Source organism: Pseudobacteriovorax antillogorgiicola (assembly GCF_900177345.1).
Classification (GTDB): domain Bacteria; phylum Bdellovibrionota_B; class Oligoflexia; order Oligoflexales; family Oligoflexaceae; genus Pseudobacteriovorax; species Pseudobacteriovorax antillogorgiicola.
The window spans coordinates 60,212-84,388 of record NZ_FWZT01000024.1; the positions used below are offsets into that span (position 1 = coordinate 60,212).

At 47.1% G+C, this 24,177-nt stretch carries 19 protein-coding genes; 7 read left to right on the plus strand and 12 right to left on the minus strand.

What is annotated here, in order from left to right; translation table 11 throughout:
• Nucleotides 1–538 precede the first annotated feature (538 nt).
• The 3 genes from B9N89_RS24935 (at nt 539) to B9N89_RS24945 (ending at nt 3,297) form a co-directional block, all read left to right on the plus strand.
• Entirely contained in the window at nt 539–1,213 is a 675-nt protein-coding gene (locus B9N89_RS24935) for an iron-containing redox enzyme family protein (RefSeq protein ID WP_132323858.1), read from the plus strand.
• Nucleotides 1,197–2,231, plus strand: a complete 1,035-nt coding sequence (locus B9N89_RS24940; RefSeq protein ID WP_132323860.1) for a YcaO-like family protein — start codon at nt 1,197–1,199, stop codon at nt 2,229–2,231. The genes B9N89_RS24935 and B9N89_RS24940 overlap by 17 nt, the downstream gene beginning before the upstream one ends.
• A 157-nt stretch (nt 2,232–2,388) precedes the next feature.
• Nucleotides 2,389–3,297 carry a discoidin/SUN/FTP domain-containing protein gene (locus B9N89_RS24945; protein ID WP_132323862.1) on the plus strand — a complete coding sequence of 303 codons (909 nt, stop codon included), beginning with the start codon at nt 2,389–2,391 and terminating at the stop codon, nt 3,295–3,297.
• Between the two features lies 1 nt (nt 3,298).
• Here B9N89_RS24945 and B9N89_RS24950 read toward each other — a convergent pair whose 3' ends face one another.
• The 6 genes from B9N89_RS24950 to B9N89_RS24975 form a co-directional block, all read right to left on the minus strand.
• On the minus strand, nt 3,299–4,672 hold the full coding sequence (locus tag B9N89_RS24950; RefSeq protein ID WP_132323864.1) for a POT family MFS transporter: 1,374 nt from the start codon (nt 4,670–4,672) through the stop codon (nt 3,299–3,301).
• Nucleotides 4,673–4,831: 159 nt separating this feature from the next.
• A complete protein-coding gene (locus B9N89_RS24955; RefSeq protein WP_132323866.1) occupies nt 4,832–5,308 on the minus strand; it encodes a hypothetical protein in 477 nt (158 codons plus the stop codon).
• A gap of 19 nt (nt 5,309–5,327) precedes the next feature.
• A complete protein-coding gene (locus B9N89_RS24960; RefSeq protein ID WP_132323868.1) occupies nt 5,328–7,949 on the minus strand; it encodes a U32 family peptidase in 2,622 nt (873 codons plus the stop codon).
• Nucleotides 7,913–8,881 (minus strand): class I SAM-dependent methyltransferase, encoded by a 969-nt coding sequence (locus tag B9N89_RS24965; RefSeq protein WP_132323870.1) that lies wholly within the window; start codon nt 8,879–8,881, stop codon nt 7,913–7,915. The genes B9N89_RS24960 and B9N89_RS24965 overlap by 37 nt, the downstream gene beginning before the upstream one ends.
• 236 nt (nt 8,882–9,117) lie before the next feature.
• Entirely contained in the window at nt 9,118–10,044 is a 927-nt protein-coding gene (locus B9N89_RS24970; RefSeq protein WP_132323872.1) for a coiled-coil domain-containing protein, read from the minus strand.
• A gap of 49 nt (nt 10,045–10,093) precedes the next feature.
• Nucleotides 10,094–11,101: a coiled-coil domain-containing protein gene (locus B9N89_RS24975; protein ID WP_132323874.1), complete on the minus strand. Its 1,008-nt coding sequence runs from the start codon at nt 11,099–11,101 to the stop codon at nt 10,094–10,096.
• 410 nt (nt 11,102–11,511) lie between these two features.
• On the opposite strand from B9N89_RS24975, the gene B9N89_RS24980 reads away from it, so the two are divergent.
• The gene (locus B9N89_RS24980) at nt 11,512–11,796 is read left to right on the plus strand and encodes a hypothetical protein (protein ID WP_132323876.1); all 285 of its coding nucleotides are present in this window, start codon (nt 11,512–11,514) and stop codon (nt 11,794–11,796) included.
• 102 nt (nt 11,797–11,898) lie between these two features.
• Here the strand turns inward: B9N89_RS24980 and polA are convergent, their stop codons facing one another.
• Entirely contained in the window at nt 11,899–14,565 is a 2,667-nt protein-coding gene (gene polA / locus B9N89_RS24985) for a DNA polymerase I (protein WP_159455618.1), read from the minus strand.
• 163 nt (nt 14,566–14,728) lie between these two features.
• Between polA and B9N89_RS24990 the strand changes: the two genes are divergently transcribed.
• On the plus strand, nt 14,729–15,568 hold the full coding sequence (locus B9N89_RS24990; RefSeq protein ID WP_132323880.1) for a DUF72 domain-containing protein: 840 nt from the start codon (nt 14,729–14,731) through the stop codon (nt 15,566–15,568).
• A 114-nt stretch (nt 15,569–15,682) separates the two neighbouring features.
• Here B9N89_RS24990 and B9N89_RS24995 read toward each other — a convergent pair whose 3' ends face one another.
• The 4 genes from B9N89_RS24995 to B9N89_RS25010 form a co-directional block, all read right to left on the minus strand.
• Nucleotides 15,683–17,101: a DUF1501 domain-containing protein gene (locus tag B9N89_RS24995; protein WP_132323883.1), complete on the minus strand. Its 1,419-nt coding sequence runs from the start codon at nt 17,099–17,101 to the stop codon at nt 15,683–15,685.
• A 23-nt stretch (nt 17,102–17,124) separates the two neighbouring features.
• A complete protein-coding gene (locus B9N89_RS25000) occupies nt 17,125–17,778 on the minus strand; it encodes a hypothetical protein (RefSeq protein ID WP_132323885.1) in 654 nt (217 codons plus the stop codon).
• Entirely contained in the window at nt 17,775–19,124 is a 1,350-nt protein-coding gene (locus tag B9N89_RS25005) for a DUF1585 domain-containing protein (RefSeq protein WP_132323887.1), read from the minus strand. The genes B9N89_RS25000 and B9N89_RS25005 overlap by 4 nt, the downstream gene beginning before the upstream one ends.
• A gap of 200 nt (nt 19,125–19,324) precedes the next feature.
• Nucleotides 19,325–20,071, minus strand: coding sequence for a hypothetical protein (locus B9N89_RS25010; RefSeq protein ID WP_132323889.1), 747 nt, complete (start codon nt 20,069–20,071; stop codon nt 19,325–19,327).
• Between the two features lie 131 nt (nt 20,072–20,202).
• Here B9N89_RS25010 and B9N89_RS25015 point away from each other — a divergent pair, with 131 nt between their 5' ends.
• Entirely contained in the window at nt 20,203–21,450 is a 1,248-nt protein-coding gene (locus tag B9N89_RS25015) for a hypothetical protein (protein ID WP_132323891.1), read from the plus strand.
• Nucleotides 21,451–21,773: 323 nt separating this feature from the next.
• Nucleotides 21,774–22,781 carry a GGDEF domain-containing response regulator gene (locus B9N89_RS25020; protein WP_159455619.1) on the plus strand — a complete coding sequence of 336 codons (1,008 nt, stop codon included), beginning with the start codon at nt 21,774–21,776 and terminating at the stop codon, nt 22,779–22,781.
• On the opposite strand, the gene B9N89_RS25025 is transcribed toward B9N89_RS25020, so the two are convergent.
• The gene (locus tag B9N89_RS25025; protein WP_159455620.1) at nt 22,778–23,995 is read right to left on the minus strand and encodes a hypothetical protein; all 1,218 of its coding nucleotides are present in this window, start codon (nt 23,993–23,995) and stop codon (nt 22,778–22,780) included. The genes B9N89_RS25020 and B9N89_RS25025 overlap by 4 nt on opposite strands.
• Nucleotides 23,996–24,177 lie beyond the last annotated feature (182 nt).

A 24,177-nucleotide genomic window follows, 5' to 3' on the forward strand; every position in this document is an offset into this window, starting at 1 on the left:
TGAAGGTAACGTTTAGACGAAGGAGATTGCGCGACCACAGGTCGCGCAACGTTAATTAAAATGAGATGGTTGCAAACTTCTTTTTCATAATGGGAACCTCCTGAGTTATCTTGTACTAGACTCTTCGCGTTGCCTCGGGCACCACCTTAGAAACTTTTTCTAAAAAGTAGAAACCCTCTACAAACCCAGCTATTGCACCTCACCTATTCAGGGGACTTTCCAAGGAACCACAAGAACGTGCCTATGGTGTTCTTTCCAGCTACCTCACAAAGTTCTTTCGAGTGGTAAGAGTCTTTGGCTCCCCGAAGGCACATTTGTACTTTTTAATAAAAAACCCTGGCCAGCCTCAGAGTCATTCACAAGTATTTCCAATAATTTGGCCTGATACCAGAAAAACGATTCACGATTTACGGCGCAGACACGATAGCAGCAAATATGTTTCTGAACTGGCGTTGACAGCCATCTCGCTTCGGAAACTGACCGTCTCTAATCCTTAAAAAAGACGGATGATATATCATTAACTGGTTCAGGAGGTCCGATGAAGCAGCTCCTTTCAGTCAAGCGGGAAGTCGAATCTTTCTTGACTCACATGAAATCGAAGAACCCATTGTACCATGCGCTGTTTTACCAGCCAGTATCATTAGAAACCTTGTCCGTCTTTACCACTAATCTGCAACGTCTAGTAGAACACACGCCCGTTCATTTAAAGCTTGCTATCGAAACTAGCGCGTCTCAAAACCGTGAGCCACTCCAATCCTTCTTTAGGGATAAGTTTCTTGAGGAGCAGGGCCACGACCAATGGGCTGCCAATGATCTTAAGCGCCAACAGACACTCGGCAGCAAGGCTCGTAATATTCCCATCCTGCCAAGCATGCAGGAGCTGATCGACTTCAATAGCGAAACGATCCTGAGTGACCCCGGCTGCTACTTGGCCTATATCTTCCTGGCTGAATATATGACCGTTCTGGGAACCCCGGATATGCTTAAATCACTGCAAGAAAATTCAAAAATCCCTCCCGACGCACTCACAATCCTTGGCAATCATGCTGAGCTTGATCAGAACCATGTGTTGAACTGGGAAAGTGAAATTGCAAATCTTGTTGATCTAAATCAATATGAGCCGCTTTTCTTAGACACAATCCGACGGGCGGCAAGCCGATACGAGCAGTTTTGCACAGATTGCTACGAGGTGAGCTATGACATTGCAGTTTAAAAAGGTTTTGCATTCCCAGCTTGCAGAGTGGACACTTGAGCCGCCCTTCGTTGAAACGGCGACGGTGTGCAATCTCAAGATCTTTGGAGTTGGGATGATAGCGAGCCATCCCAAGTTTGGCCAGGCTATAGGTGCAGCAGCCTCATTGCTTGAAACCCCAAGCAATCGCGCCTGGTTTGAGCTTTGCGAAAGAGCGGCGATACTTGAAGGCCTAGCCAAGGGTCCTGATGGGATTTTCCCCATTCGAGACATAGACGGGCATCTTCGTGAGATGCGCAGAGGCCGACTTGTTTTTGGTGACGATACCTACAACCAACAGAGCTTGAGCTTAAAAAAATCGAAATCAAATGGAGTCGCACTTTATAGCAATTGGCCTGAAGCTTGTCTGAGGGCAAGTTTAGAGCTTATGGAGCGCCATCACATTTTAGAATCTTGGCGGGGCCAGACGCTCCCTAAAAGGTGTATCCCTTCCTCTCTTGGTTCGCTGCACCCACTGCACGAGATATACGATCCGCACTACTATCTTCTAGGGCAAGATCATCTCACGACCACAGGCTCAATCGTTTGTACGGTGATGGTTTACTTCAAACCGAAGCCTTCATACAAATTTAAAGCCCCTTGTCTTTACGCCTTCGATTGCAGTGAATCCCTAGAACTTAGTTTTCAACATGCGGAACAAGAGCTACTCCAAAGACTCATTTTCTTATGGGGTGAACCGTTACCAAAAGAAGCTCCTCTCGTTTCCCCGGATGCTCAATTTCATCAAGACTACTATCTGTATCCTGAAAACACCTCGATCCTGGATGCGTGGCTAGCTGGTGAGTTTCTTACGGTCAAGACTGAAACTAAACCTGATTCATTCAACATGATTTTTGCCGATCTATCCAGTACATCCACCCCTGAATACCATGTGGCAAAAGCCATTTGCCCCGAAACCCACGAGCTCTACTTCGGGCTTTCAGAAAATTTTCCCCAGATCTACCGTAACAAGGCTCAGATGGTTCATCCCATCCCTTGATATATGGTTGATATTATGATCTTTTCGTCTTAGCTCCGGCGAGGACCTTGACCTTTGCATAAGGATTCAGGGTCCTTGCTTTTCTTCGTTTGCGTCTGCCGAAGGCCACCGATAGCTTTAATAGTACTCGGAGGCAGATTCACCCAGGAGATAAGATATGAATTTTAAAATCGTCGCATCGATTTCTCTATACCTGTCCTTCACACCTACTGGCCACTCGTCAGAGTCGTCTCTCCTGGATCAGGACTTCCTACAAGACAACGATAACATTGGCAATTTGGACAACCCAGATGCGGACATCGCGGCTAGAATCGTGGAGCAGGGAGCTGACTCAGTGACCCTGGAAGTCACCCTTAATGCCCCCTCAGATTGGCATAAGGCTAAGACTATCGGCCAGGCCGCGTGGGAGCTAACAAGCCTTCATTACAGTGACGTGGTCCTCAGCTTGGAAGACTCTCCGAAGCCCCACATCAAAACAGTTAGGGCCAAGCAAGGGGATCTGAATGCTATCTTCCGCGCTCTTGAGCAAGCGGAACTCTCTGTCTATCAAAACCAGGATCTCATCGCTCGATCAAATCTTAGCCCCACATGGAGATACTATCGCGTTTATGTGGACTCGCTCACAGCTTACGGGCCAGCTCGCATTCAGGAGATACAGTTTAAAGACGGCGGCTATTACCAAAGCAACCAGATGATTAACAACCGCACAGGAGTAGTCGCCGGCTACCGAGCGAAACTGAGCGCTTCGAATCACTCCATGAAGGAGTTGGCTTGGCAAGCGTTCGATGGTGTGGAGTCTCGTGGTGGCTGGGCCGCTCAGCCGGAATCTTTCCAAAAGCAAGCGCCTCACAACCAGATAAAACCAGTGTGGGTTCAAGTCGATTTTGGTGACGAGGGAGCAAATGTCAAAGGGATCGCCATCCGCTGTGCCTTTGATCAAGGCAGCAGCTGCGATGGCATTCATGTAGAAACTTCGAATGATGGGAAAAACTGGACTCGCTTACCTGGAGCCCAGTTTGAAAACATAGACGCGACTGATCTCTACCTCGCTAGCTTTGGCAGCTAAACTAAGCGTTTTCAATCGCTAAGGCTTCCCCTTTGATACCACCTTGGGGCTTACTTTTCGGCCCCTCGCTGTTGTACCACTTGGCGACAGCGATAAACAGAACCGACGCCACAAACATAGTTCCCGCAAAGAACAGGTAGTAGTCTGCACCAGCCAGCTTACTCGTTCCATCTTCGTTCTGAATGAAAAAGTTCACAGCCATCACAAACAAGTTACCAAGTGCGACTGATACTAGGTAAAGAGACATAATAAAGGATTTCATGGATTTTGGAGCTTGAGCGTAAGAAAACTCCAAGCACGTGATTGAAACGAATACTTCAGCCAGGGTGATCACTAGATAGGCTAGAAGCTGCCAGGCTATGCTAGGGGTTTGGCCAGCGGTGATCCATGATTCGATCAGAGCCGAGATCAAAAACGCAGCCACTGTCAAAAAGAAACCGATGCCCATGCGAGTCAAATAACCAAGTGGAATTATAGTCCGTAGAAAGGGATAGAGGCCATAGGTCACGAGAGGCGTTAGGGTGAGAATCAGAATTGGGTTCACAGCTTGAATCTGCGAAGGTAGCCACTCGATTCCCATAAAGTAGCGATCCATGTTGTCTGCTTGCAGAACCCAAGCAGATGCTGTTTGGTCGTAGAGAGCCCAGAACATCGCTACGAAACAGTAGATCACAGCTAAGCGAAGGATAATCTTCATGCCATCGACACTAAAAGTTTCTTTGAAAAACTGATTGCCGCTAGCAGGAACGTGGATGAAGGTCTTGCGTCCAGCATAGAAAAGCCAGGTAGCCAAAAGCATCAGGGCGCCAGGGACACCGAAGGCCAAATGCGGACCGTAGTATTCAAGTAGAAGTGGAGTAGAAAGCGTCGAAAGGAAGGCACCAACATTAATAGAAAGATAGAACCAACTAAATACTTTATCCATCAGGTGCTTGTTGTTCTTGCCGAACTGATCCCCAACGTGAGCGGAAACACAAGGTTTGATACCACCTGAGCCAATGGCAATAAGGGTGAGGCCGATACCAAGGCCTAAGCGCGTTTCGTCGATGGCAAGGGCGAGATGGCCAAGGCAGTAGACTATGGAAAGCCAGAGAATGGTTCTGTATTTGCCAAGCAACCAATCAGCCAGAATTGCGCCCAAAAGTGGAAATAAGTAGACTCCAGAATTAAAAAGATGGAAGTAGGCTTTGGCCTCTTCGGGAGACATCAAGTCCTTTGCACCACTAGAGTCCATCATGTACTTGGTCATGAAAACGACCAAGATTGTTCTCATGCCGTAGTAACTAAAACGCTCGGCTGCCTCATTCGCAATAATGAAAGGGATGCCCCGGGGAGCCTTGTGACTATCGTCGGGTACACTAGAATAACTTGACATGTTGACCCCATTCTCCTTGAGTGTGATTCCAAATAGCTCGCCAATATAGCTATATTTCCAGCGTCAATCAAGTTGTGGCAGGGAAAATGACCAGGTGTGTCATAAGAGTCAAGGGAAAGGTTAGCAAGGGCTTGAGAAAGCCCTTGTAATTAGGATAGCTTACTTTTCAAGATTCACCGTAACAGCTGCCAAGTGAGCTTTCAGCTCTGCCAATTCAGCTGTCATTTTTGCATAGTTGTCCTTTGAAGGCTTCTTTTTGGCAAGTACGACAACTGTTGCCGGATGTACCAGGAGATCTTTGGCATGGTAACAGCGGCTCTCTGCCTTTGGCAAAGCCTTGTCCTGGTGGTAGTCGGCTTCGATTTTATCAAGGTCCATGGACGTCAGTTTATCAGCAACCTTGAGAACAACTCCAAGATACTCTTCACACTGGTTATATTTCTTTGCAAACTTCTTCAAAATCGGCTGAGATTCATCCACTAGGTCTTGTGCAGCCTTTTTAATATCGTTGTGATCCGCTTTTTTCTGGATCAAAGTCATCGTCGCATCAAGCTTTTTTCCATAGCTGTCTGCCGCAGCCAAACTTTGAGAAGTAAATATAGACCACAGGGCAAAGCTCATTAGGGCTCTTAACATATTCCACGTTCCTTTCGTATTACAGCAACTCGCGGCTATAATTGGCCGCATGACTATCCGCTACCTTACTCCCAGTTAAACAAGAATTCAAAACATTCGTGAAGCCTTTTTGATCGTATGGTCGCGTCAAAAAATCAATCCTAAAGCAACCCACACCGGCCGCTTGGAGTCGCTCACGATAGTGACTGATGCTATAAGCCTGCTTTCCATAGACGATCGATTTACAGCTTTCATGGGCAATAAGAAACTGCTCGCCCTCATCATTTTCGACCTCTAGCGTACGATATCCGCAAACTTTTGCAGTCGGACAGCCGTGATGTAAGGCTGTTAAGGAACATGCTTCAGCAATGAAAAGCGGCGTATCCTTGTAAAGGATCACCTCGGCCTGTACCCCTATCTCTGGCCAAGACTGAAGCTTGGTCATTATGCTTGTTTCGTCATCTTCCACCGACAAACACACTCGCTTTAAGCCAAGAGCACCAAGCTCCTCGACCGCTGCCGTGTTAAGGCTATAGAGGGTAAAATCAGAGACCATGTCGCTAGTTTCGTAACCCCAAGCCTGGAGAGCACTCTTCGCCCCCACATTTCCCAGATCAAAAGCTCGACCACCCAGCTCCCAGTAAGCTGACACATAACGCTTGACAACTGCCTCATCCCAAGCCCTAAGAACGGTCGGAATAGCCAAGCGCAGGGTCGTACCCAGATGCTGCGCCTTCAGCCAAAGCTCCTTCATCAAGTCTTGAGGCTTACCGCTCAAGAAGGCTCGTTTGGGTTCAAATATAATTTCGGCGGGTGAGAACCCTGTGTCTAGTTTGTACTGGACTAGAAAATCCATATACTCCATACGGTCAATTTTAACTGTATAGCTTTCATCAAGAGCAGGGGGCAGCGAGCTTCGTTGCCTGCTCATAGCAAGGCGGCCCCCTTGAATCGAGCGTCGCGTATAGGTCTCTATACCCTTCTGGATCACAGTCCCTAAGTCCTGCTTCAATCGCTTGACTTGACTTCTTGGTAAAAACCAGTTTAGGTCACCCTCGACGGAAAGATTTGCATGCAAGTTAAAATCCCCAAAGAGGCTTAGAGATCGCTTTAAATCGTCTTCCAAGGTAGCAGCCTTTTTAGGTCTCTCTGCGGGCCAGGAAAACTGATGGGTCGCAAGTTCTTGACCGCGAAGGTGAGCTTTGAATCTTAACGTGGTTTCTCCATCGTGACTATCAGCAAATATATCAAGGTCAATTTCTTTCAAGGCCATGAGACGAGCTTCACGGGGTTTGGCTAAGGCTTCAGTAACTCGCTTCAGCTCGTTGGATCGGGTTTTAAAAATCGGATCGCCAACTTTAGGAAGGGGAACCTCATCGGGAAGGCTGATCGTCAGTCGCTGCCTTTTCTGGCCACGTGGAGCCTTCTTACCATTGATGTACATATCACGAACCGAGAATTGGCAAATTTTGTTTTCATACTTACGAGTTGCTTCACCCATATGGCCCTGCACCTGGGAGCCGTGCTGAGGCTTGGCGTGGAATGTCGCTGCTACAGGGTCAATGCGCAGGCCATCAAAACGCTCGATAGGCTCCATAGTGTCAAACACCACTTGCCGCCCCTTCACCTGGCTCACCTTGCCAACCTCTAGGCCACGATGAGTAGGGTTAGACAGATCAATAACGTTCTCATGATAGCGGCCATTCATAAAAAATGATGTGGTATCGCGATGAAAGCTAAAGGCCATATCTTTTTTAAAATCTCTCATGTAACTGCGATCCTGAGGAGCTGTATTGCGACCAAAAATCTCGTTTAGGCGCTTGCGATACATCCCCACCACCGTAGCCACGTACTGCGCATCCTTTTTACGACCTTCGATCTTGAGCGTGTCTACCTGAGCTTCAACCAGTCGCTCTAGATCTTGATTGCTATTAAGATCTTTCATGCTGAAAAGAAAACCATGGCCCGGCTCGTTCAGAATTTTGTAGGGTTTACGACAGGTGTAGGCACACTCGCCGCGGTTACCACTGCGGGCATCTTCCGCCCCTGAGAAGAAGCAAAGGCCGCTGTAGCTGTAGCAAAGGCTGCCATGGCAAAAAGCTTCGATCTCGACAGGTGTCTCAGCAAGCTCCTTGTGAATCAGTTTTAACTCTTGAATTGTAAGTTCGCGGGCTACAACGACTCTCTGAAAGCCCATAGCCTTCGCTTGGCGGACCCCATGAACGTTATGCACAGCCATCTGAGTCGAGGCGTGCATTCTTAGAGAAGGAAAATAGTCACGAACGATCCGCGCGACCCCTAAATCTTGAATGATAACTGCATGGATACCAACCCATTGAAGTTGGGATAGCCGTTCGATCAACCGATCAAACTCTATATCTTTTAGCAAGATGTTCAGGGTCACTAAAACTTTCATCCCCTGATCTTTGGCAAGGGGCACCAGCTCCTCAAGATCTTCTATACTGAAGTTTTCAGCACGGCCACGGGCATTGAATTCTTTAAGCCCCAAATAGACCGCATCAGCACCAGCATTTAAGGCTGCAAAGAACTGCGCACGGCCCCCTGCAGGGGCTAGTATCTCGGGCACTTTTCCTATTTGAACTGCCTTAGGTTCGTTTCTTTGCGTCACGATATGGTCCCTTTGCATTGATAAAGAAAGCACTGATGAGGTCTCCTGCTTTTAAAGTCAGGAGGAACAGTTTGCCCCGATATATCTTTAAACCCCTTAACAGTGGGGGCCATCTCGAAGCGAGCGTGATTGGTTGAAAAATATAAGGATCCCTCAGCAGAAAGCAGAGCCTGAACCTTTTCAAGAAGCCAAGGGTGATCCCGTTGAATATCAAATTCAAAGGCGTTTTTTCTTGTAGAAAACGAAGGGGGATCGAGAATGATGAGATCCCAGGTTCTCCCGTCTGCAATAGCATCATCCAAAAAAGCGAGAACATCAGCGACCAGAAATTGATGTTGGGGCGCTGTCAGCTCATTCAGGGCAAGGTTGTCTTGCGCCCACTGAATATACTTTGAGGATAGATCAACGGTCAGGCTATTGGTGGCTTCACCCTGCGCCCCATAGCAGGTAAACGATCCGGTATATGCAAATAGATTAAGTATCGACTTGCCTCTGGCCTGGTCGCGGACCATGGCGCGGGTTTGCCGATGGTCGAGAAACAAGCCAGTGTCGAGGTAGTCTCTTAGGTTCACGATAAAACGGAGCCCTTGTTCCGCAACTATGACTTGATGCTGGCTCTGGTCAAGCCGCTCGTAGCGCCTGGCCCAAGTGCCGGGGCGAGTCTGCCTTTTTTTAAGGAAGACCTTGTCTTCAGCCACACCTAAGGCTTCAGCTACGTAGCCAGCGACGGTTTCAAGCCAAGGAATTCCCTCGGTTTGTTGGCGCACATACTCGGCAACGACTAGGTTGCCGTCATACCAATCAACGACGGCACGTACCTCGGGGATATCCCAGTCATAAAGACGAAAAGCATCGGTTCCTTGCTTCTTAAAAAGCTTGCGGCGATGCTTAAAATTCTTGAGAACACGGTTGGCAAGCCACTTACCTTGCTTTTCCATGTCACTTCGACTATAAAATTCAGTCATGGAGGATGTCTCTAGTTGTCAGCGGGAAAGCACTTATTTACGAAGCGTATATATGAAGGATCTGCGCGGCGTTGGCAACGGCTTTCCGTTCTGGAAGAGGGGGCATGAAAACCCCAAGTTAGCCATGGATTCAAGGTAAGAGTTTTAAGCCCTATTTCGTCCAACCTCTATTCATAGCTAACCAGGGGAGGCTAAGAACCAAACTCCTTTTGATCCTTAAGCCAGTCGGGACTCGCTTATGAAGCTTGTACTTGTCCGAGTTCGTTCTTTTTATCTTGCAGCTCCTGCTGCAGATCCTGAAGCTGATCCTGCTTCTGATCTAGCTCATTTTCCTTCTGAGAGATGACTCCCTGCAAGTCCTTGAGCTTTACATTTTGAGCTTCAATTTTCGCTTGAACTGCTGCTAACTGACGATTCGCTTCACTCAGACCATCCTTTTCTGTGTTTAAGCTCGTCTCCAATTCCGCTCTTGTTCCCGTGAGTTCAGCAAGGCGCGCAGTCAGCTCATCAATCTTAGCTCGGGCAGCTTCAAGTTCCTTGCGTAGTTTATCATTTTCCGCAGTCAGTTTATCAACTTCACCTTGAACCTTAGTATTTTCAGCAGTTAGTTTACTAATTTCTTGATCTAAAGCAGCATTATCACTTTCAAGCTTATTCGCCTTAGCACAGGCAGCATTGTACTTCGTTGTGATATCTCCCAACTGCCCTTTCAGCTTCAAGATATTGGTGTCAGATTGCTTTTTGATACGATCAAGTTCAGCTTTGGCGGCTGCGATTTCCTTCGCTCGCACCGTCTTACGATCTTCAAGCTGCTTTTTCTCAGCCTCTAGCATTTGCTTTTGCTCGCCATTTTGCTCGTTATCGATTTGCACCTGAAGGCTAGCGATATCAGCCTCAACTTCGTTAAATTCATCTTCCTTGTCGCTTACCTGTCCCTCATAGACATTCTTGATGTCATTATTCATAACTTCTAGAGCATCAATCTGGCCTGCAAGTAGATCAATCTGCTGATTGGCTGTCGAGATACTGTCAGAAATCTCCGCCTTCTCCTCTGAGATGGCGCTTAATTTAAACCCAATACCTGTACTTTCAGGTAGTTCTGCTTTTGGAGCTCCACAGGCAGCCAAGAAAGCAATTGAAAGGGAAAGTGCTATATATTTCATCGTAAAAATCCTCGTTATCGTTTTTAAGAGTTCAGTTTCAATCTAACTACTAGGCACCCTGGTTTGCAGCTTGTTCCGCAGCTGCTTTTTCAGCGGCGGCTTTCTCAGCAGCAGCTCGTTCAGCAGCAGCCTTTGCAGCTTTTTCAGCGGCAATTTGCTGTTCAACTTGGTTGATTTCCTGCTGGGTCTGGCTGATCTTATTGTCGACAGAATCAATTCGACCATCAAGCTCATTGACTCGCTGTTCCATCTGCTCGATGATTCCTGCGATAGTTTCTGAAGTTGCTTCCGCAGCAGCCAATGCTGTTTTTACTTGGCTAAGAGCACTTTGGGTTGTAGCAATTTGATCTCTTAAAGCAGAGTTTTGAGTTTCGATTTGAGCAACTTGGCTTTCCAAGTTTGCAACTTCTTCCTTGGCCTTAGCTAGCTCAGCCTGAAGTTTTTCATTTTCAGTTCTGAGTGCAGCTGCTTTGGCTTTTATTTCAGCGTTAGCACGCTTAAGGTTATCTACTTTAGTCAGTAGCTCTTTGTTCCTAGTTTCAAGTTTAGTCACTCGCTGAGTTTCTGCATTGTAGCTTGTCATCATTGACTGGATCTGGGTATTGAGCTTTGAAACTTCAATATTTGCAGTCTGCTGGGCTTGATCTCTTTGAGCTTTTAGGTTTTTTAGCTCAGTTAACGCTGCTTTTTCGTCTTGCTTGAGGGCATCGACTTCTGATTGCAAACCAGCACGATTGTTAGTTGCATCCTGCAACTGCTGCTCAAGACGAGCAATCTCTGCCTGGGCTTGCTCAATTTCCTGCCCTTTAGTTGCAAGGTCGGTCTCATAAGCTGTTTTAAGCTCTGATTGGCTCGTTTCTAAAATTGATAACTGACTTTGCAATAGTTCAATGTTCTGAGTTGTCGTTTGGAGTTGCTGAATGGCATCTTCTTTTTCTCGTCTTAATTCATCCATATCACCCGATAGATCTACTGTTTTATCAGGTGATGTGGGATTGTTCCGACCACACGCGATTGCAAGAAGAGCAGTCAACGCAATACATATCATAGTTCTCATCATCAATTTCCTCGTCCCTTAGTTTGTCATTGCACCTTGCGTAATTGCAATGACTAGGCCAAGGCTGTAAGTCCTCGAAATAACAGGATGTCGATCGACGAGCAAAAGATCGCGACGGCAAAATTTTGAGTAATAAACTTATTAATATTAGTAGGTTGAAAGAATAATGACCTTTTTGTGAAGATATGACGTCATGTTTGGACCAGCGGCCAGTCAGCGACTTGCGAGAAGCTGCTCTGCAAATGAAAAATGTGAGCATATAATTTCCTACGCTTAACCGGTTCCGCTAGATTTCTTATTGGCGTTTTATATTTAAATCGGGTATCCCTCACCTTACACGGAGTTCTACATGATAGGTACGGGCCAACAACTACAACTCCAAGACTGCCATGGTAAAAAGGATGTTTAGCATGAAACTAATACTTAACATATTGCTTCTGATATCCGCATCGTCTGGCTTAGCGGGCAACGGCTCGACCGTGCACGATCCGTCAGCGAAAAAATCTTGGAAGATACCGCCAGAGAGACTAGATGATATCAAGGAGTCAATCGATAACGGCTGGGATTTATACATCGATGGACGAGCTATCAAACCGGAGCGTTTGGAAGGTAAGTTAAAACGCTTTAAGCTTGATGGATTATACCGTGATTGCAATTGTAGAGATCAGATTTCAATCCGCGTTAAGGCTAAGTAAATTATTTTACGTACGAAATCGTATGATGTCGGTTTCGATCAAGTAGCGAGAACCAAAAGGGATTCGAATTGGCAGCGGATTGCCTCTGCTCGAATCCCTTTTTTAGTGAGCATCGTACCATGTACGCCCTTGCCCCTGCTCTACAATGAGTGGAACCGGAAACTTCACAGCCTCCTCCATTCCCACTTTGATAATCGCTGCTACCTTGTCAGCATCATCCTGGTGACATTCAACTATCAATTCATCGTGAACCTGCATGATGAGATAGGCCTTCAATCGCTCTCGCTCTAGATCTGCGTGAATACGAATCATAGCTATCTTAATAATATCGGCAGCGCTCCCTTGAATCGGTGAGTTTACAGCAATATTTTCAGCCCGAGCTGCCACTGCCCGATTGCCATCAGCCAAGCCGGGGACGGGGCGACGACGACCAGTGATAGTGGTCGTATAACCATGAGTTTTTGCAGACTGAATCAAACCATCTGTGAAGCTTTTGATCCCTGGATAGGCAGCAAAGTACTTTTGAATAAAGTCCTTGGCCTCAGTCAGAGAAACCCCCGTTTCCTGAGCAAGCCTCTGGGGACCCATTCCGTAAAGAATTCCAAAGTTTACAGCTTTCGCTCGTGAACGGATGTTCACATCAACGTCTTCAGGTGCGATACCAAAGATCTTTGCAGCAGTGGCGGTATGAATATCCTCGCCGTTTTTAAAGGCTTCGATCAGATGGCTTTCATTCGCCATGCCCGCCAACAAGCGGATTTCCACCTGGGAGTAATCTGCTGAAAGTAACAAATACCCCTTCGAAGCAACAAAAGCCTTGCGGATCAGGCGTCCTTCATCAGTGCGCATAGGAATATTCTGTAGATTAGGTTTATCAGAACTTAAGCGCCCAGTCGCCGCCACTGTTTGATGGAAGCTTGCATGAACGCGATCAGACTGACTGTCTATATGCTGGGGAAGAGAGTCGATCCAAGTAGATTTAAGCTTGGTCAGCATTCGGTACTCAAGCACGAGCTTTGGTAGGGGATGAGCGGAAAGACTCGTCAGAACAGACTCATCAGTGGAATATCCCGTCTTGGTTTTTTTAATCTTTTTAACACCAAGCTCCTCATGGATCGCCAGATCGTCGAACATAATTTCGGCGAGCTGTTTGGTGGAGTTGATATTGAATTCCTGACCCGCCTCCTTATAGATTCTTTTCTCTAAACTTCGAACCTTCTTGTTTAGGTCTCTTGAGTAATCCATCAGATAAGACGCATCAATGGCTACTCCTCGAAACTCCATCTTGGCGAGTACAGGAAGGAGAGGCATTTCAATTTCATCTAAAACGCTCTCAAGATTCATCCGTCTAAGATGGCTCATCATCTCATTGTAAAGCCGAAGCAGTTGAGACGACTCCTGCCCTGACTCTGGAAGAACACCAAGATAGCGATCCAGAAGATGTTCCCATGACTGACGATTTTCGTTAGGATCAATGAGATATGCAACGACCTGTATATCAACAATCGGCAGCTCAAAGGACAAGTCTTCATTGTAGAGGGCTTGAGCGACTCGTTTCAAATCGTAGCCAACCTTTATATGATTACGATCACCAAATAAGGTGCTGATATAGGTCATCGATATGAGGCGTTCATCGCTATCTTGCGGTACTTCATAGCATAGATTCTGTTTCAGGTGACTGATCCAAATCTTTCGTAACCTTCGCGACGGCATGGTGTCACCATCAAATTCGACCCAGACACTAATTGGGCTTCCTTCTTGTAAGTTTGAAAGAAAATCAGCCATCTGATCATCAGTTACTGTGACTACTTTTGCAGATCTGCTAGCACGAGGTAAGCTCTTGTTCCTGTCGTCAACCTCCTTTCCTGTGCCCTCCTCGGGAGCAACTGCCTTAGTGATTTTCCGTGCTAGCCCTTTAAATTCCATACTTTCATAGAAATTCAAAATCTCGGGTCGATGAGCAACAGTCATGGCATCGCAAGCAAAATCTTTTAGTTTAAATGGAATGGGAACCTTTCGATCAATCGTGACAAGCTCCTTGGATAAGAAAGCATCACCCCGATAGTTCTCCAAACCGTTTCGCTGCCTTTTAGCAGTGATCTTCTCCAGGTTTTCATAAATCCCTTCAAGGCTACCGTAAGCCTCAATCAATTGCGCAGCGCCCTTTTCACCAATGCCTTTAACTCCTGGAACGTTGTCCGACGAATCGCCAATCAAGGCAAGGCAGTCGATCACCTGCTCTGGAGTGCACGAGAATTTTTTATAGACACCTTCAATATCAACAATTTCAATCCGATCGTTGCGTTTAGGAGCATAGAGAAAAACACGGTCGCTTACTAGCTGATAGAAATCCTTATCGCCCGAAACGATGTAGATATGAACTTTCTCAGATGCGAACTTACTAGCAAAGGTTCCGATCAGATCGTCAGCTTCGTAGCCTTTTTCTTGAATGGCATCAAAACCAAACCGCGTAATGAGATCGAAGATGTGGGGAATTTGGGCTTTTAAATCCGCTGGCGCTTCATCCCGATGGGCTTTGTAGTCCTTATAGATCTCGTGCCTGAAGGTGGGGCCAGGAGCATCACTCACGAATGCAAGATAATCTGGTTGCTCCTCCTGAAGCAGCTTGTTAAGGAACATGGCGCTGCCATAGATCGCACCAGTGGGCAATCCATCCTTACGAGATAGCTGGCTACTCCCCAGAGCAAAGAAGGTACGATAGGCCATTGCCATAACATCAACTATAAAAAAACGCTTGATTTTCGCCATGCTCATCCCTCCGAAATATATGACACTATTGTACCTTATTTGCCTTGCCTACGGGGATTCTAACCAATAATCAAATTTTGAATTATTACATCTAGATCATCTTCACTTTGGCTAGCTTCAGCCAGATAGGGGCTTCCCGACAACGGAGTAGGGAGGTTGCATCATGATTAAAAGTCTAAAAGTTGGGGTTTCAGGCTGGACCTACGATGGCTGGAAAGGCAGCTTTTACCCCCAAAGTTTAAAGCCAAAGGACCAACTTTCCTGGGCCAGTCGCAAGGTAAAAACCATCGAAATCAATGGGACTTTCTATCGCCTACAGAAGCCTTCAGACTACGAAAATTGGTACGATGATACCCCAGACGGCTTTATATTTGCGATCAAAGCCCCACGATATATTACTCATGTCTGTGGCCTAAAAGACTGCAAGACTCCGGTGGCGAACTTTCTCGCAAACGGCCTGTTTTGCCTTGAAGATAAATTGGGGCCCATCCTTTGGCAACTGCCACCTCAAGGTCATTTTGGCCCTCACGTTCTCGAATTTATGAAACATTTGCCGCAAGATGCTGAGCAAGCTCTTGCGCTAGCTCGGAAACACGATGACAAGGTAGCTGATCGAAATTATCTCACCATCTCGAACAAGGTCACCATCCGCCATGCCATTGAGATTCGCAACCCTAGTTTTATGAAGGACTCGTTGCTAGAGTGTGCAGTGGCAAACAATATCGCAATAGTTTATACAGAATCTGCGGAGCGTTGGCCGAACCCTGCCATCAGCACCGCTGATTTCGTCTATGCTCGTTTTCACGCTCCTGAAAGCCTCTACCCTGAAGGCTACGAACCAGATGATCTACTCGCCTTGAAGAAGGAGTTGACTAGTCTGGCAGAGACCAGGAAAGCTTCCGAAGCATTTGTTTTTTTTGATAACGGATTTAAGGACTCTGCGCCGCGGGATGCCCAGTCCTTTGCAAGGCTCTGGCACGATGAAAACCGGCAGGTCGTTTAACCTTGCCTTCCACTGGATTAGAGAACTAGGCCCCCCTTCGGAGGACCTAGGAAGAAACGTATGAGCGCCAGCAGCGCCTGCCCACTCCTTACGCTTGTATAAGAGGGTTTATGGTTAGGCTTTCACCATAATGGGCTTATCTTTTCGACCATCAAACTCAATCCCTAGAGCCTGAGCTACTGCACTGTAGATATCTTTTTCGTGATACTGAATCGCAGTATCTGGAGCACCTGTGGTGGGATCGAAGCCATGAGTCAAGCCTGTAGCAGGATCAACTGCTCCGTAGGCCCGGTTGCCATTGATCATTGGGGAGATAATCACGCTACCATTGTTGAGGTGGTGTCCACTACCACCACCAGCGACCTTATCCCGACCGAATTCGGTGGCGATATAGATAAGAGACTTATCCCACATCTTACCTTTGGCCGGATCTCCATCAATATCGGTCACCTTAAGAAGGTCAATCAAGCCATCGATGCTCTTCAGCATGTAGCTCCACATCGCATTTTGAGCACCTCGATGATCCACATGGGACCAGTCGAAGGCAATCGGCGAGTTTGGTGTTCCTGCAGCCGTTATCAATGGCGACTGGCTCGGTGAGATACTGAATGCATTCGACATTCCATTTTTTGCAGCAAGAAAGGCGAGGGCCATTTTTGCTTCGTAGGGATCGGTGTTCATGCCAGGAAATTTCTCTAGAACAACCTGCATATCCGCAGACACTTCAAAACCGAACTGACCCAGATTGTTGGCGGCAGGGTCCAGTAACATCAGCTTGCTGACCATATTGCCTTTTTCTAGATTAGTTACAATTTCATCTCGGTTTTTACGATAAGCATCAAGCACAGGATTGCCTTTGAAATCGCCATAGAATCGCGATACAGATTCAAGCTGCCCCCGTAGAGTTCGAGCACCAAGGACTTGCTGATCATTCAAGCTACTGATGCCCTTAAAGCCGTGAGTTGCAAAAGCAAACATTAATGGATCTGTAATAGGTTCACCCCGGGCAATGGCTGGGATGGTATCATCGTCACCATGGAGTGCGTAGCCACCACCGGATAGAGCTAGGTTCGGCAGAATACAGCTTTTGCCAAATTGCATGGCCGCTGCTTCCATAATCGTACGGCCACCGTTAACATTATCTCCTGTTACAGCACGCTTCGCAGCGATGATATGGTTCACACTCGATACTTCGTGGGCCATAACAGCAGTATCAGCGCCGTGCTTCTGCAAGAATGTAACCTGAGAGTAACCATTCCCTAAAGGAATCACCCCTTGAATTGAGTTATCAAGAGGGGCCACCCCAACCAGGCCTGAGCCGTTTGGTTGCACTGTAGTATGAGCAGCCACCCCCGAGTTAGGCGCTAAAAATGAATCGATAACGCTTGCTCCGCCTGTTGCACACACAACGAACACAAATTTTTTATCACCTGCAGCTTGGCCTCGAACACCCATGGGCAAAGCCATCGACCCAAGCGCAGCGGCGCTACTGGTTTTGATAAGAGATCGTCTTGAAAGTTTATTCTTAGTCATTTTGTTGTTCCTCAGCCCCAGTGTTATAAAAAGATGTTTTCTGAATGAGTGCCGATGGCGTAGCAAAGTGCTAGGGCAGCTTGCTCACCGTTACCAGCTGAACTCACAAAATTTGCGATCACATCGAGTTCTTCCTTACTTGGATCACGAGCCAAGAAGCGCTGGTAAAGCTCTGTCCCCTGGGCACGAGCTTGCTCAGCGGTAACACTTGCGCTACTAAGAGCAAAGTGCTTGAAAACCTCTGCTGTTCCTGCCTTATCCATGGCAATGCGAGTATTGCAGGCTGAAATGATCACACGATCTACGGCAAGAGCGGTTAGAACCGACGGTGCATCGGCACGTTCATACTGGCCATTGTCAAAAGGCTCGTTACCACCCAAAACTGTCAGATGAACCTTATCGATACAAGAGTGCTGCCCTGCTTCCACGCAGAGCTGTTCCTTAGGAACATTCAAAGCCGCTGCCACTCCAGATTCGAGCGAGCGATACCGCTTCCAAACCAAGGTTGACTTTGCCATGACTTTACGTTCTTCTGATGTTGTTTCGCTTTCACTATTTTGCGGGTCCCCTGCTGCTGCAGGCTCATTTTTTGCGGTTCGATTTCCTAGGCTGAACTTGCCTTTGGTACATGCTCCTAGAGACAGCCCTAGAAACAAAGCTGTTACAATTATTCTCATTTTACAACCCTCCCACCAAAGGCTTTGGTATCAACAAATTTGTGGATCATCTTATTCACTGAATATGCATCTTCTGGAAGACCTTCCCATAGAGCTTTGAACTCATCCGCTTCATGAGCAAATGGGTCACGAGAGAGTGCATAGTGAAAGATGTCTTTGACAAGATTTTTCTTAAACGCATCGGAATTTCTAGCGACTTCAGCCCACTCAAGGAGGTCATTCACTGGCTGGCCAAAGATCGCACCATCTGATTCCCAAGGCTGGCGACCTGCATTGTAGGTACCTATTGAGTTGAACAAGAACGCATTGACCGGGTCAATTCCGTTATAAGTTGAATATGCATAAGCAAGTGGATCTAGAGTACTGTGACAGACGGCACAGGCTGGCTGCGCGATATTCTTGTTATCCACATCCCTTGGTTCTCCTGGAACCGGTGTCAAGCCTTCACCCTTGGCTATATCAAGCCCAAGATAAGCCCGATAAACCTGAGAGGCGGTATTTCTTGGCAACTCCGCAAACATGGTGAAGTTAGAAATAAACCACTGGGTTGTCATCATACCTGCACGACGGTTCGCAGCAAGGGGCTGGCCACCAGCAATGACGATGCGCTCACCGAGGGTTGCACCTTCTTCTCGCCTTACGTTGCCTTCAATCTTTTCACCAGTTCGGCCATCTATGTGGTAGGTTGCAGAAAGTAGCTCGCGGGCATCGCGATCGCCAGTCATCACGTAAGAATAGAGCCAATAGTCCCAACGATAGTCACCGATCACAACATTGCCGCCGTAGCCGATGGTAGCAAGCGGCTGAATCTTCGCATCAGCAATTCGATGCAAGGCCTCATCCTTCCAGTAGGCACCTTCCAAACACTGAGTTAATTCATTATGGAGGAATGTTGCACCTTCTGCTTCCAACTGCTTCATATCTTGGTAGCTAGCTGAGGTTCCGCAAAACACAGACTTCATCCGCTTGTATGCTAATGCAATATCATACTCGACATTGATTTCACCAGCGGGCTGCACAGATTTATTTCCTGGCTCGCCGCCGTTTAGAATTTCGTCGATGTTGGTAGCCCCGTCTTGATCGCTATCACCGTCTTCGAGCTTATCTAGAGCAACAAGCAGGGATTCAGTAATGGTGCCGTCAAGCTCCATTTTGATGTTCTGACCGAAGTCATTAAGTGATGGTGGTCCGGCATGGCAAACACCACAGGACGTTGGTTTGTCAGCACAGGCTGTTGCTTTTGGATACTTCTGACAGAAAAGATCTGTTGCTTCGGTTGTAGCATACACCGATCCCGATGCCACGACGAAGCTGGTGGATAGCAGAAACCTCAAAACTTTTAACATTGTATTCCCCTCAAATCTCACTTGGCGCGCTCTACTTCGGTTGAAACAGGTGAAATCTTAAGCGAATAAAATCTCAGCCCAACCGCAAGGACGCAGTCCCAGATTAAGAAATCGGAGAAGATGTACGAGAGTTAGCTTTTGTCAAGTTCCATCCTAGAACCTAATCAATATATTACTTTTTAATAGTAACCTAATTTTATCTATCGACTGCTGTTACCACTGTTCTCCTCTTGATCGAAAAGCTGATCAAGGAAGTCAATGTCAAAGTCGAGTTCGAACTTATCCAGCTTGCCTGCATCGCTAGCCACCAGGCCGAAAACTTCGTCCTGTTGCTGCTGCGGAAACCCTCCGCCATGGCCTCCACCACCTGAGCTTTTCTTAGCAAAGGCAAAGGCTGCATAGGTGTTGCGTTCTTCAATCACAAACTCTAGAGCTACTGGCTCTGCTTCGTAGCTTATAGAAACTACGATGCCATTACCCCTCTGCTCTTCGGGAACAAAAAGCTGAAAGCTTCCTCCTGCCACCACAGGGGACGAAGCCAAACGCACAGCTGTTGCTGCAGCGCCATCATCTAGAATTCCATTCTTGCTATCAATAAAGTCTTCATCAAGTTCCCAAGCCACCACAAAAATAGGCTTCTGAGACTTGCTCATGATGGTGTTATTCGGTGCTGTGAAAAGAGTACCATCACCGTCGGTATCGGCATCGATCTGGCTCGGATCAACTAGATAGCCAGGGATTCCCTCATCATCATCAGAGGCCTTGCCATTGTCAGCCTGCAGCTCTTCTTTTTCGGGAATTACAATACTAGAGTCCTGGCTTTTTTTAGTAACCGGAGCCTGATCGCTAATCGCGAAGGAACTCTTGATAGTGTCTGCTGAATTCTGGGAACACCCAGCTAGCGTCATGATCCCGTAGAGACCGAGTACGACGAGTAAGTTCTGCATTTTATAACCCCCTCAGCCCTTACTATCGGCTATCACTTATAAAACCTTTAGTTGAGATTGACTGAAAAAAATTACTTCATAAAAATCCAACACTTGACTTCAAATGATTAAAAATTTTCTATAGAAAGTCGATGAAAATAGAAGCTTTCACTGGGTCGACAGGTCGAAAAATGGCAAAAGGACGCCGGATTGAGTGGCAAAGTAAAAATATTGATCACACCAAAAAGTTGATCAAAACCCATCTCGATCATGTAACAAATGAGCAAGGAACCCGCGGGCGATTTGAAGCCATCATGCGGGGTATTCGAGAACGAGAAGCCTCTAGCGATCCGAAAGACCTTTTGGAACTATATGTCTATATCATGTCAGCCCTGGTGCACCACAAAAATTGGGGTGGCTTGAGCCAACAGCAAATCAAAAAGATGGTAACTCTCGCCTACTCCATCTTACAGATGCAAGACATCCAACCCGAAACCTCGACCCTTGGCTTTCTCTATGGCGAACTACACATGGCCTTGAGCCAAATCTATCGAACCAGTGGAGAGCATTTTTCTGGGGCTTGGGAGCAGCAGGTTAGTCACCATGTTTCAAAGAAGAACCCCCCAGGCGGTGAATCCTACCAGGCATTGGCAAAAGCCATCCGGGCCTTTCGCTTGGGCCAAGTAGCTCGTGCCTATCGAGAGTATTTGTCCGTAGAGACAGCTGAGATTTCACGAAGTCAAAAAGAATCTGCAATGATAGGTCGAATTCGATGCTTACGCTTGGATCAGCGCTTTGATGAGGCCAAGGAACTCATTACCCAAATCGAGTCTGGAGCTGAACGATCAACTAAATTTTCCAGGGAGCTAACTTGGGAAGCGTTCTGCATCAAGGCGAGTCTTGAGCAAGATCTTGAACCGATGATCCAGTCCGTTCAGCGTAAGGGCAGCCACTACCAAGCCGTATATATCATGGAAGCTTATTTGTGGTCTCTCGCCTGGCCACAGCGGCAGTGGCTTGATCGACTTCCTAAAATGAGTACCATTGCCCGCAATAAAAAGCTTCAAGCAAAAGACCTAGGCTTTTTCATGAAAGCCGTTCTTTGTCTAGAGGAATGCTTAGACAGCAGTATTCCACTGGTCATTCGGATCAAGGCCCTAGGACAGATGCTTAAAGATTCGAACCAATTCATTGCCATTGACCGAGAGCTGTTGTTCTTTATCGCTTCGGCCAGGTGGCTAGCCAAAAGTCACTCCCCAACTCTAGCAGCTATCGTGCTGGGAGAGTATGAAGGTCTCTCGTCGAAAATTAGCCGAGGCGCATGCCTTGATGTATTGCAGGTTGCTGATGATCTTTTGCAGCGAAATTGGTACTTGCACGGTGAATCTTCTGGGGACTAGGGAGCACTTTGGTCACTCAACCAAAAGCTATACCCTTAGAAAGTTTTAGTTTTTCTCCCTAACACACCAGAAATAGCCGAGTCGATCGACGGCCTTCTTCCAGAAAACACTGTTAATTACTGTTTTTATTGATAACTTTCACGAAGAAGCCTAAAAATTGCGAACTCGGAGACCAAAACTCTATTAGCTTCCGATAGAAAAGCTAACATTCAAGAATAACGAACTATTTCCATAAAATCAGAGTTCTCCTAAAACAGATTAATTAATTTGTCGATACAGGTTTTAGACCAGGCACAAATTAATTTATGGGTAAGGAATCGATCATGGGAGTTTTAGTTGTCGACCCGAATGAGGTAGATCTGAAAATTATTTGCGACCTCTTGCATCAGTGGGGCTACCACGAGATATACGCTTTCAATTGCCTCGATGCTGCTGAAGAAAAATTAATGCTCCACCATTCCGATCGGGTGATGCAGGCCGTATTCGCCATCGACATCGCCATCATCGATGTTACAGGTGGAATTCCGTGCTATCGCATGATCGAGCGCATGCGGCAATCTTACCTTTATCAGGATGTGCCTGTGATTGCCATGAGTGAGCACTCAAGAGCGGAAGGGATGTCATCTTCGTTCGCCTACGGAGCCTCTGATTTTTTTAGTAAGCCCATTGAGGAATACGAACTTAAGGCACGAGTTCGCGCCGGGATTCGCTTGAAGTATGAAATCGAGCGTCGTAAGGCCCGCGAAAGAGAACTTATCGAAGCCACAAACCAACTTTCAGATCTGAACGAGGTTCTATCAAACCTATCTCTGATCGATAGCCTGACCGGGATTCCCAATCGAAGGTGTTTTGATAATACCGTCGATCAAGAATGGCGTCGCGCTGTCAGACAAGGTGGACACATCACCTTCGTCATGATCGATATCGATTTTTTCAAGCAGTTTAATGATACCTACGGCCATCAGATGGGAGACAAATGTTTGGTGGATGTAGCCAAAGCAATCAAATCCCAACTCCGACGCCCTGGAGACCTACTGGCTCGCTACGGTGGCGAGGAGTTTGCTATCGTACTCCCTCACACCTCGGCTGCTCAAACAGAAGGGCTTTGCCAGAGCATCCAGGAAGCAATCAAAGGGCTCATGATTCCCCATGAATCATCAAAGGTCGACAATCACATATCTATCAGTATGGGAATTGCATCGGCGCAACCATCGGCACAATTGCTTTCAGCGGAAGCACTCCTCAAAGAGGCCGACAGTGCGCTATACGAGGCAAAAGCCAATGGTCGAAATCGATTTGTTATTTCTAAAGACTTGAAAACCACAGCTTAATCGATGGTCTCCACGCCAAGTACCTGACGTGGCTTTGACTGCTGAAAGGTATCGCTAGATGACAGCTGCTCTCTGCCCTGGCTTAGCTGGCTATAGCCAGCATATAGGTCTCGAAATGCTGATTCACGAACGGGGAAATTGCTGCAATCAAGATTGTATTGGACTTCCGTCAAGTCATGACAGAATCCGCCCTGAAGTGCACTGAAGTACCGCGATTCAGACGGAATCGCCAGCTCACTCCCATCGTCAGATAGAAATTGAACTTTGACCCAAAGGTAATCACCGAGCTGCGCCGCTTGAAGGTAAACCGACCGAGGAGAAAGCTCTTCGTCGTGGTAGCGAAACACCTTATCAGTGCCGTAATCAATCCAAGCTTCCATAGCCATTTGGGTAGGTGCCTGAGGGTGGTCGCTGATAAATCTGGTCGCAGCCTGTTTGATGGCTCCCTCCAGCAAGTCGCTACCCGCAACGCGGTTGGCTGATAATGTGCAATTGACATCGTTGAGCTGCTCCACACAGTCTGGGGTAGCACTGTAGCGAAACTCGTTTTCACCGCGGAGATCGATCCCAAGCCCCGCGAGATCAAACCTAAATTGACCTGCGTCCATGGATGCCATCGAGAGGCTTAGACTTGGTTTTAGTTCGGCCATGTTTGGCCCGGCCCAGACGCGCAGGTTCATAGGATACACTAAACGAGAACCCGCGGTCCAAAACCCCATTGCGTTAACGGTATCGAATGCGTTGTAATCTGAGAAGGATGCACTTACAAATTGTTCTGTAGATTGAAGCTCAGCACTGTATTCTCGCACCCCCGCTCGATCGACGACCGACTCATGACAAAGCACCTTGAACAACAATCCGCTTTGGGAGTCATCTCCACCATCATCACAGGTCAATAAGCCGTCTTCGTCAAGATCCCCACCGTTGAGACCCATGATTTTGTCTTGTTGAACGACCCTCAAACGACATGCGTCCCCTAATAGCGCCTGGTGTGGCACATCCATATCGCGATCGAGGCAGGAGTCCTGGGCTGAAAGCTGCATGGAGCCGCTCACCGCACCAAGACTATGCATCTTTGTTCCGTATAAGCTTGGGATGTTATGATAGAAATCACCGTTCTCATCGACCAAAGCCGATCGACTCGGAGAATCAAGACGGCTTTCTTCAACTGTGCAGGCACCAAGAAGCAAACTGATACCGACCAAACTAGTCATACTGTAAGAAACCATGGATTCCCATCTCCCAAGAATTTCGCCTCCAACATCGGGCTCATAAGGTGATTCGGACAAAAAATCCTTAGCTCGAAACAATTTTAACTTTTTAGTATTTTGAGGGCTTTATCGGGGATCATTGTCGGCGACCAGGCTGTGGGTCAGCCTGGTCCTAGAGAAATCAC

Coding starts and splice junctions, on each gene's coding strand:
- B9N89_RS24935 (WP_132323858.1), top strand. CDS start 539: ATGAAGCAGCTCCTTTCAGTCAAGCGGGAAGTCGAATCTTTCTTGACT.
- B9N89_RS24940 (WP_132323860.1), top strand. CDS start 1,197: ATGACATTGCAGTTTAAAAAGGTTTTGCATTCCCAGCTTGCAGAGTGG.
- B9N89_RS24945 (WP_132323862.1), top strand. CDS start 2,389: ATGAATTTTAAAATCGTCGCATCGATTTCTCTATACCTGTCCTTCACA.
- B9N89_RS24950 (WP_132323864.1), bottom strand. CDS start 4,672: ATGTCAAGTTATTCTAGTGTACCCGACGATAGTCACAAGGCTCCCCGG.
- B9N89_RS24955 (WP_132323866.1), bottom strand. CDS start 5,308: ATGTTAAGAGCCCTAATGAGCTTTGCCCTGTGGTCTATATTTACTTCT.
- B9N89_RS24965 (WP_132323870.1), bottom strand. CDS start 8,881: ATGACTGAATTTTATAGTCGAAGTGACATGGAAAAGCAAGGTAAGTGG.
- B9N89_RS24970 (WP_132323872.1), bottom strand. CDS start 10,044: ATGAAATATATAGCACTTTCCCTTTCAATTGCTTTCTTGGCTGCCTGT.
- B9N89_RS24975 (WP_132323874.1), bottom strand. CDS start 11,101: ATGAGAACTATGATATGTATTGCGTTGACTGCTCTTCTTGCAATCGCG.
- B9N89_RS24980 (WP_132323876.1), top strand. CDS start 11,512: ATGAAACTAATACTTAACATATTGCTTCTGATATCCGCATCGTCTGGC.
- polA (WP_159455618.1), bottom strand. CDS start 14,565: ATGGCGAAAATCAAGCGTTTTTTTATAGTTGATGTTATGGCAATGGCC.
- B9N89_RS24990 (WP_132323880.1), top strand. CDS start 14,729: ATGATTAAAAGTCTAAAAGTTGGGGTTTCAGGCTGGACCTACGATGGC.
- B9N89_RS24995 (WP_132323883.1), bottom strand. CDS start 17,101: ATGACTAAGAATAAACTTTCAAGACGATCTCTTATCAAAACCAGTAGC.
- B9N89_RS25000 (WP_132323885.1), bottom strand. CDS start 17,778: ATGAGAATAATTGTAACAGCTTTGTTTCTAGGGCTGTCTCTAGGAGCA.
- B9N89_RS25005 (WP_132323887.1), bottom strand. CDS start 19,124: ATGTTAAAAGTTTTGAGGTTTCTGCTATCCACCAGCTTCGTCGTGGCA.
- B9N89_RS25010 (WP_132323889.1), bottom strand. CDS start 20,071: ATGCAGAACTTACTCGTCGTACTCGGTCTCTACGGGATCATGACGCTA.
- B9N89_RS25015 (WP_132323891.1), top strand. CDS start 20,203: ATGAAAATAGAAGCTTTCACTGGGTCGACAGGTCGAAAAATGGCAAAA.
- B9N89_RS25020 (WP_159455619.1), top strand. CDS start 21,774: ATGGGAGTTTTAGTTGTCGACCCGAATGAGGTAGATCTGAAAATTATT.
- B9N89_RS25025 (WP_159455620.1), bottom strand. CDS start 23,995: ATGACTAGTTTGGTCGGTATCAGTTTGCTTCTTGGTGCCTGCACAGTT.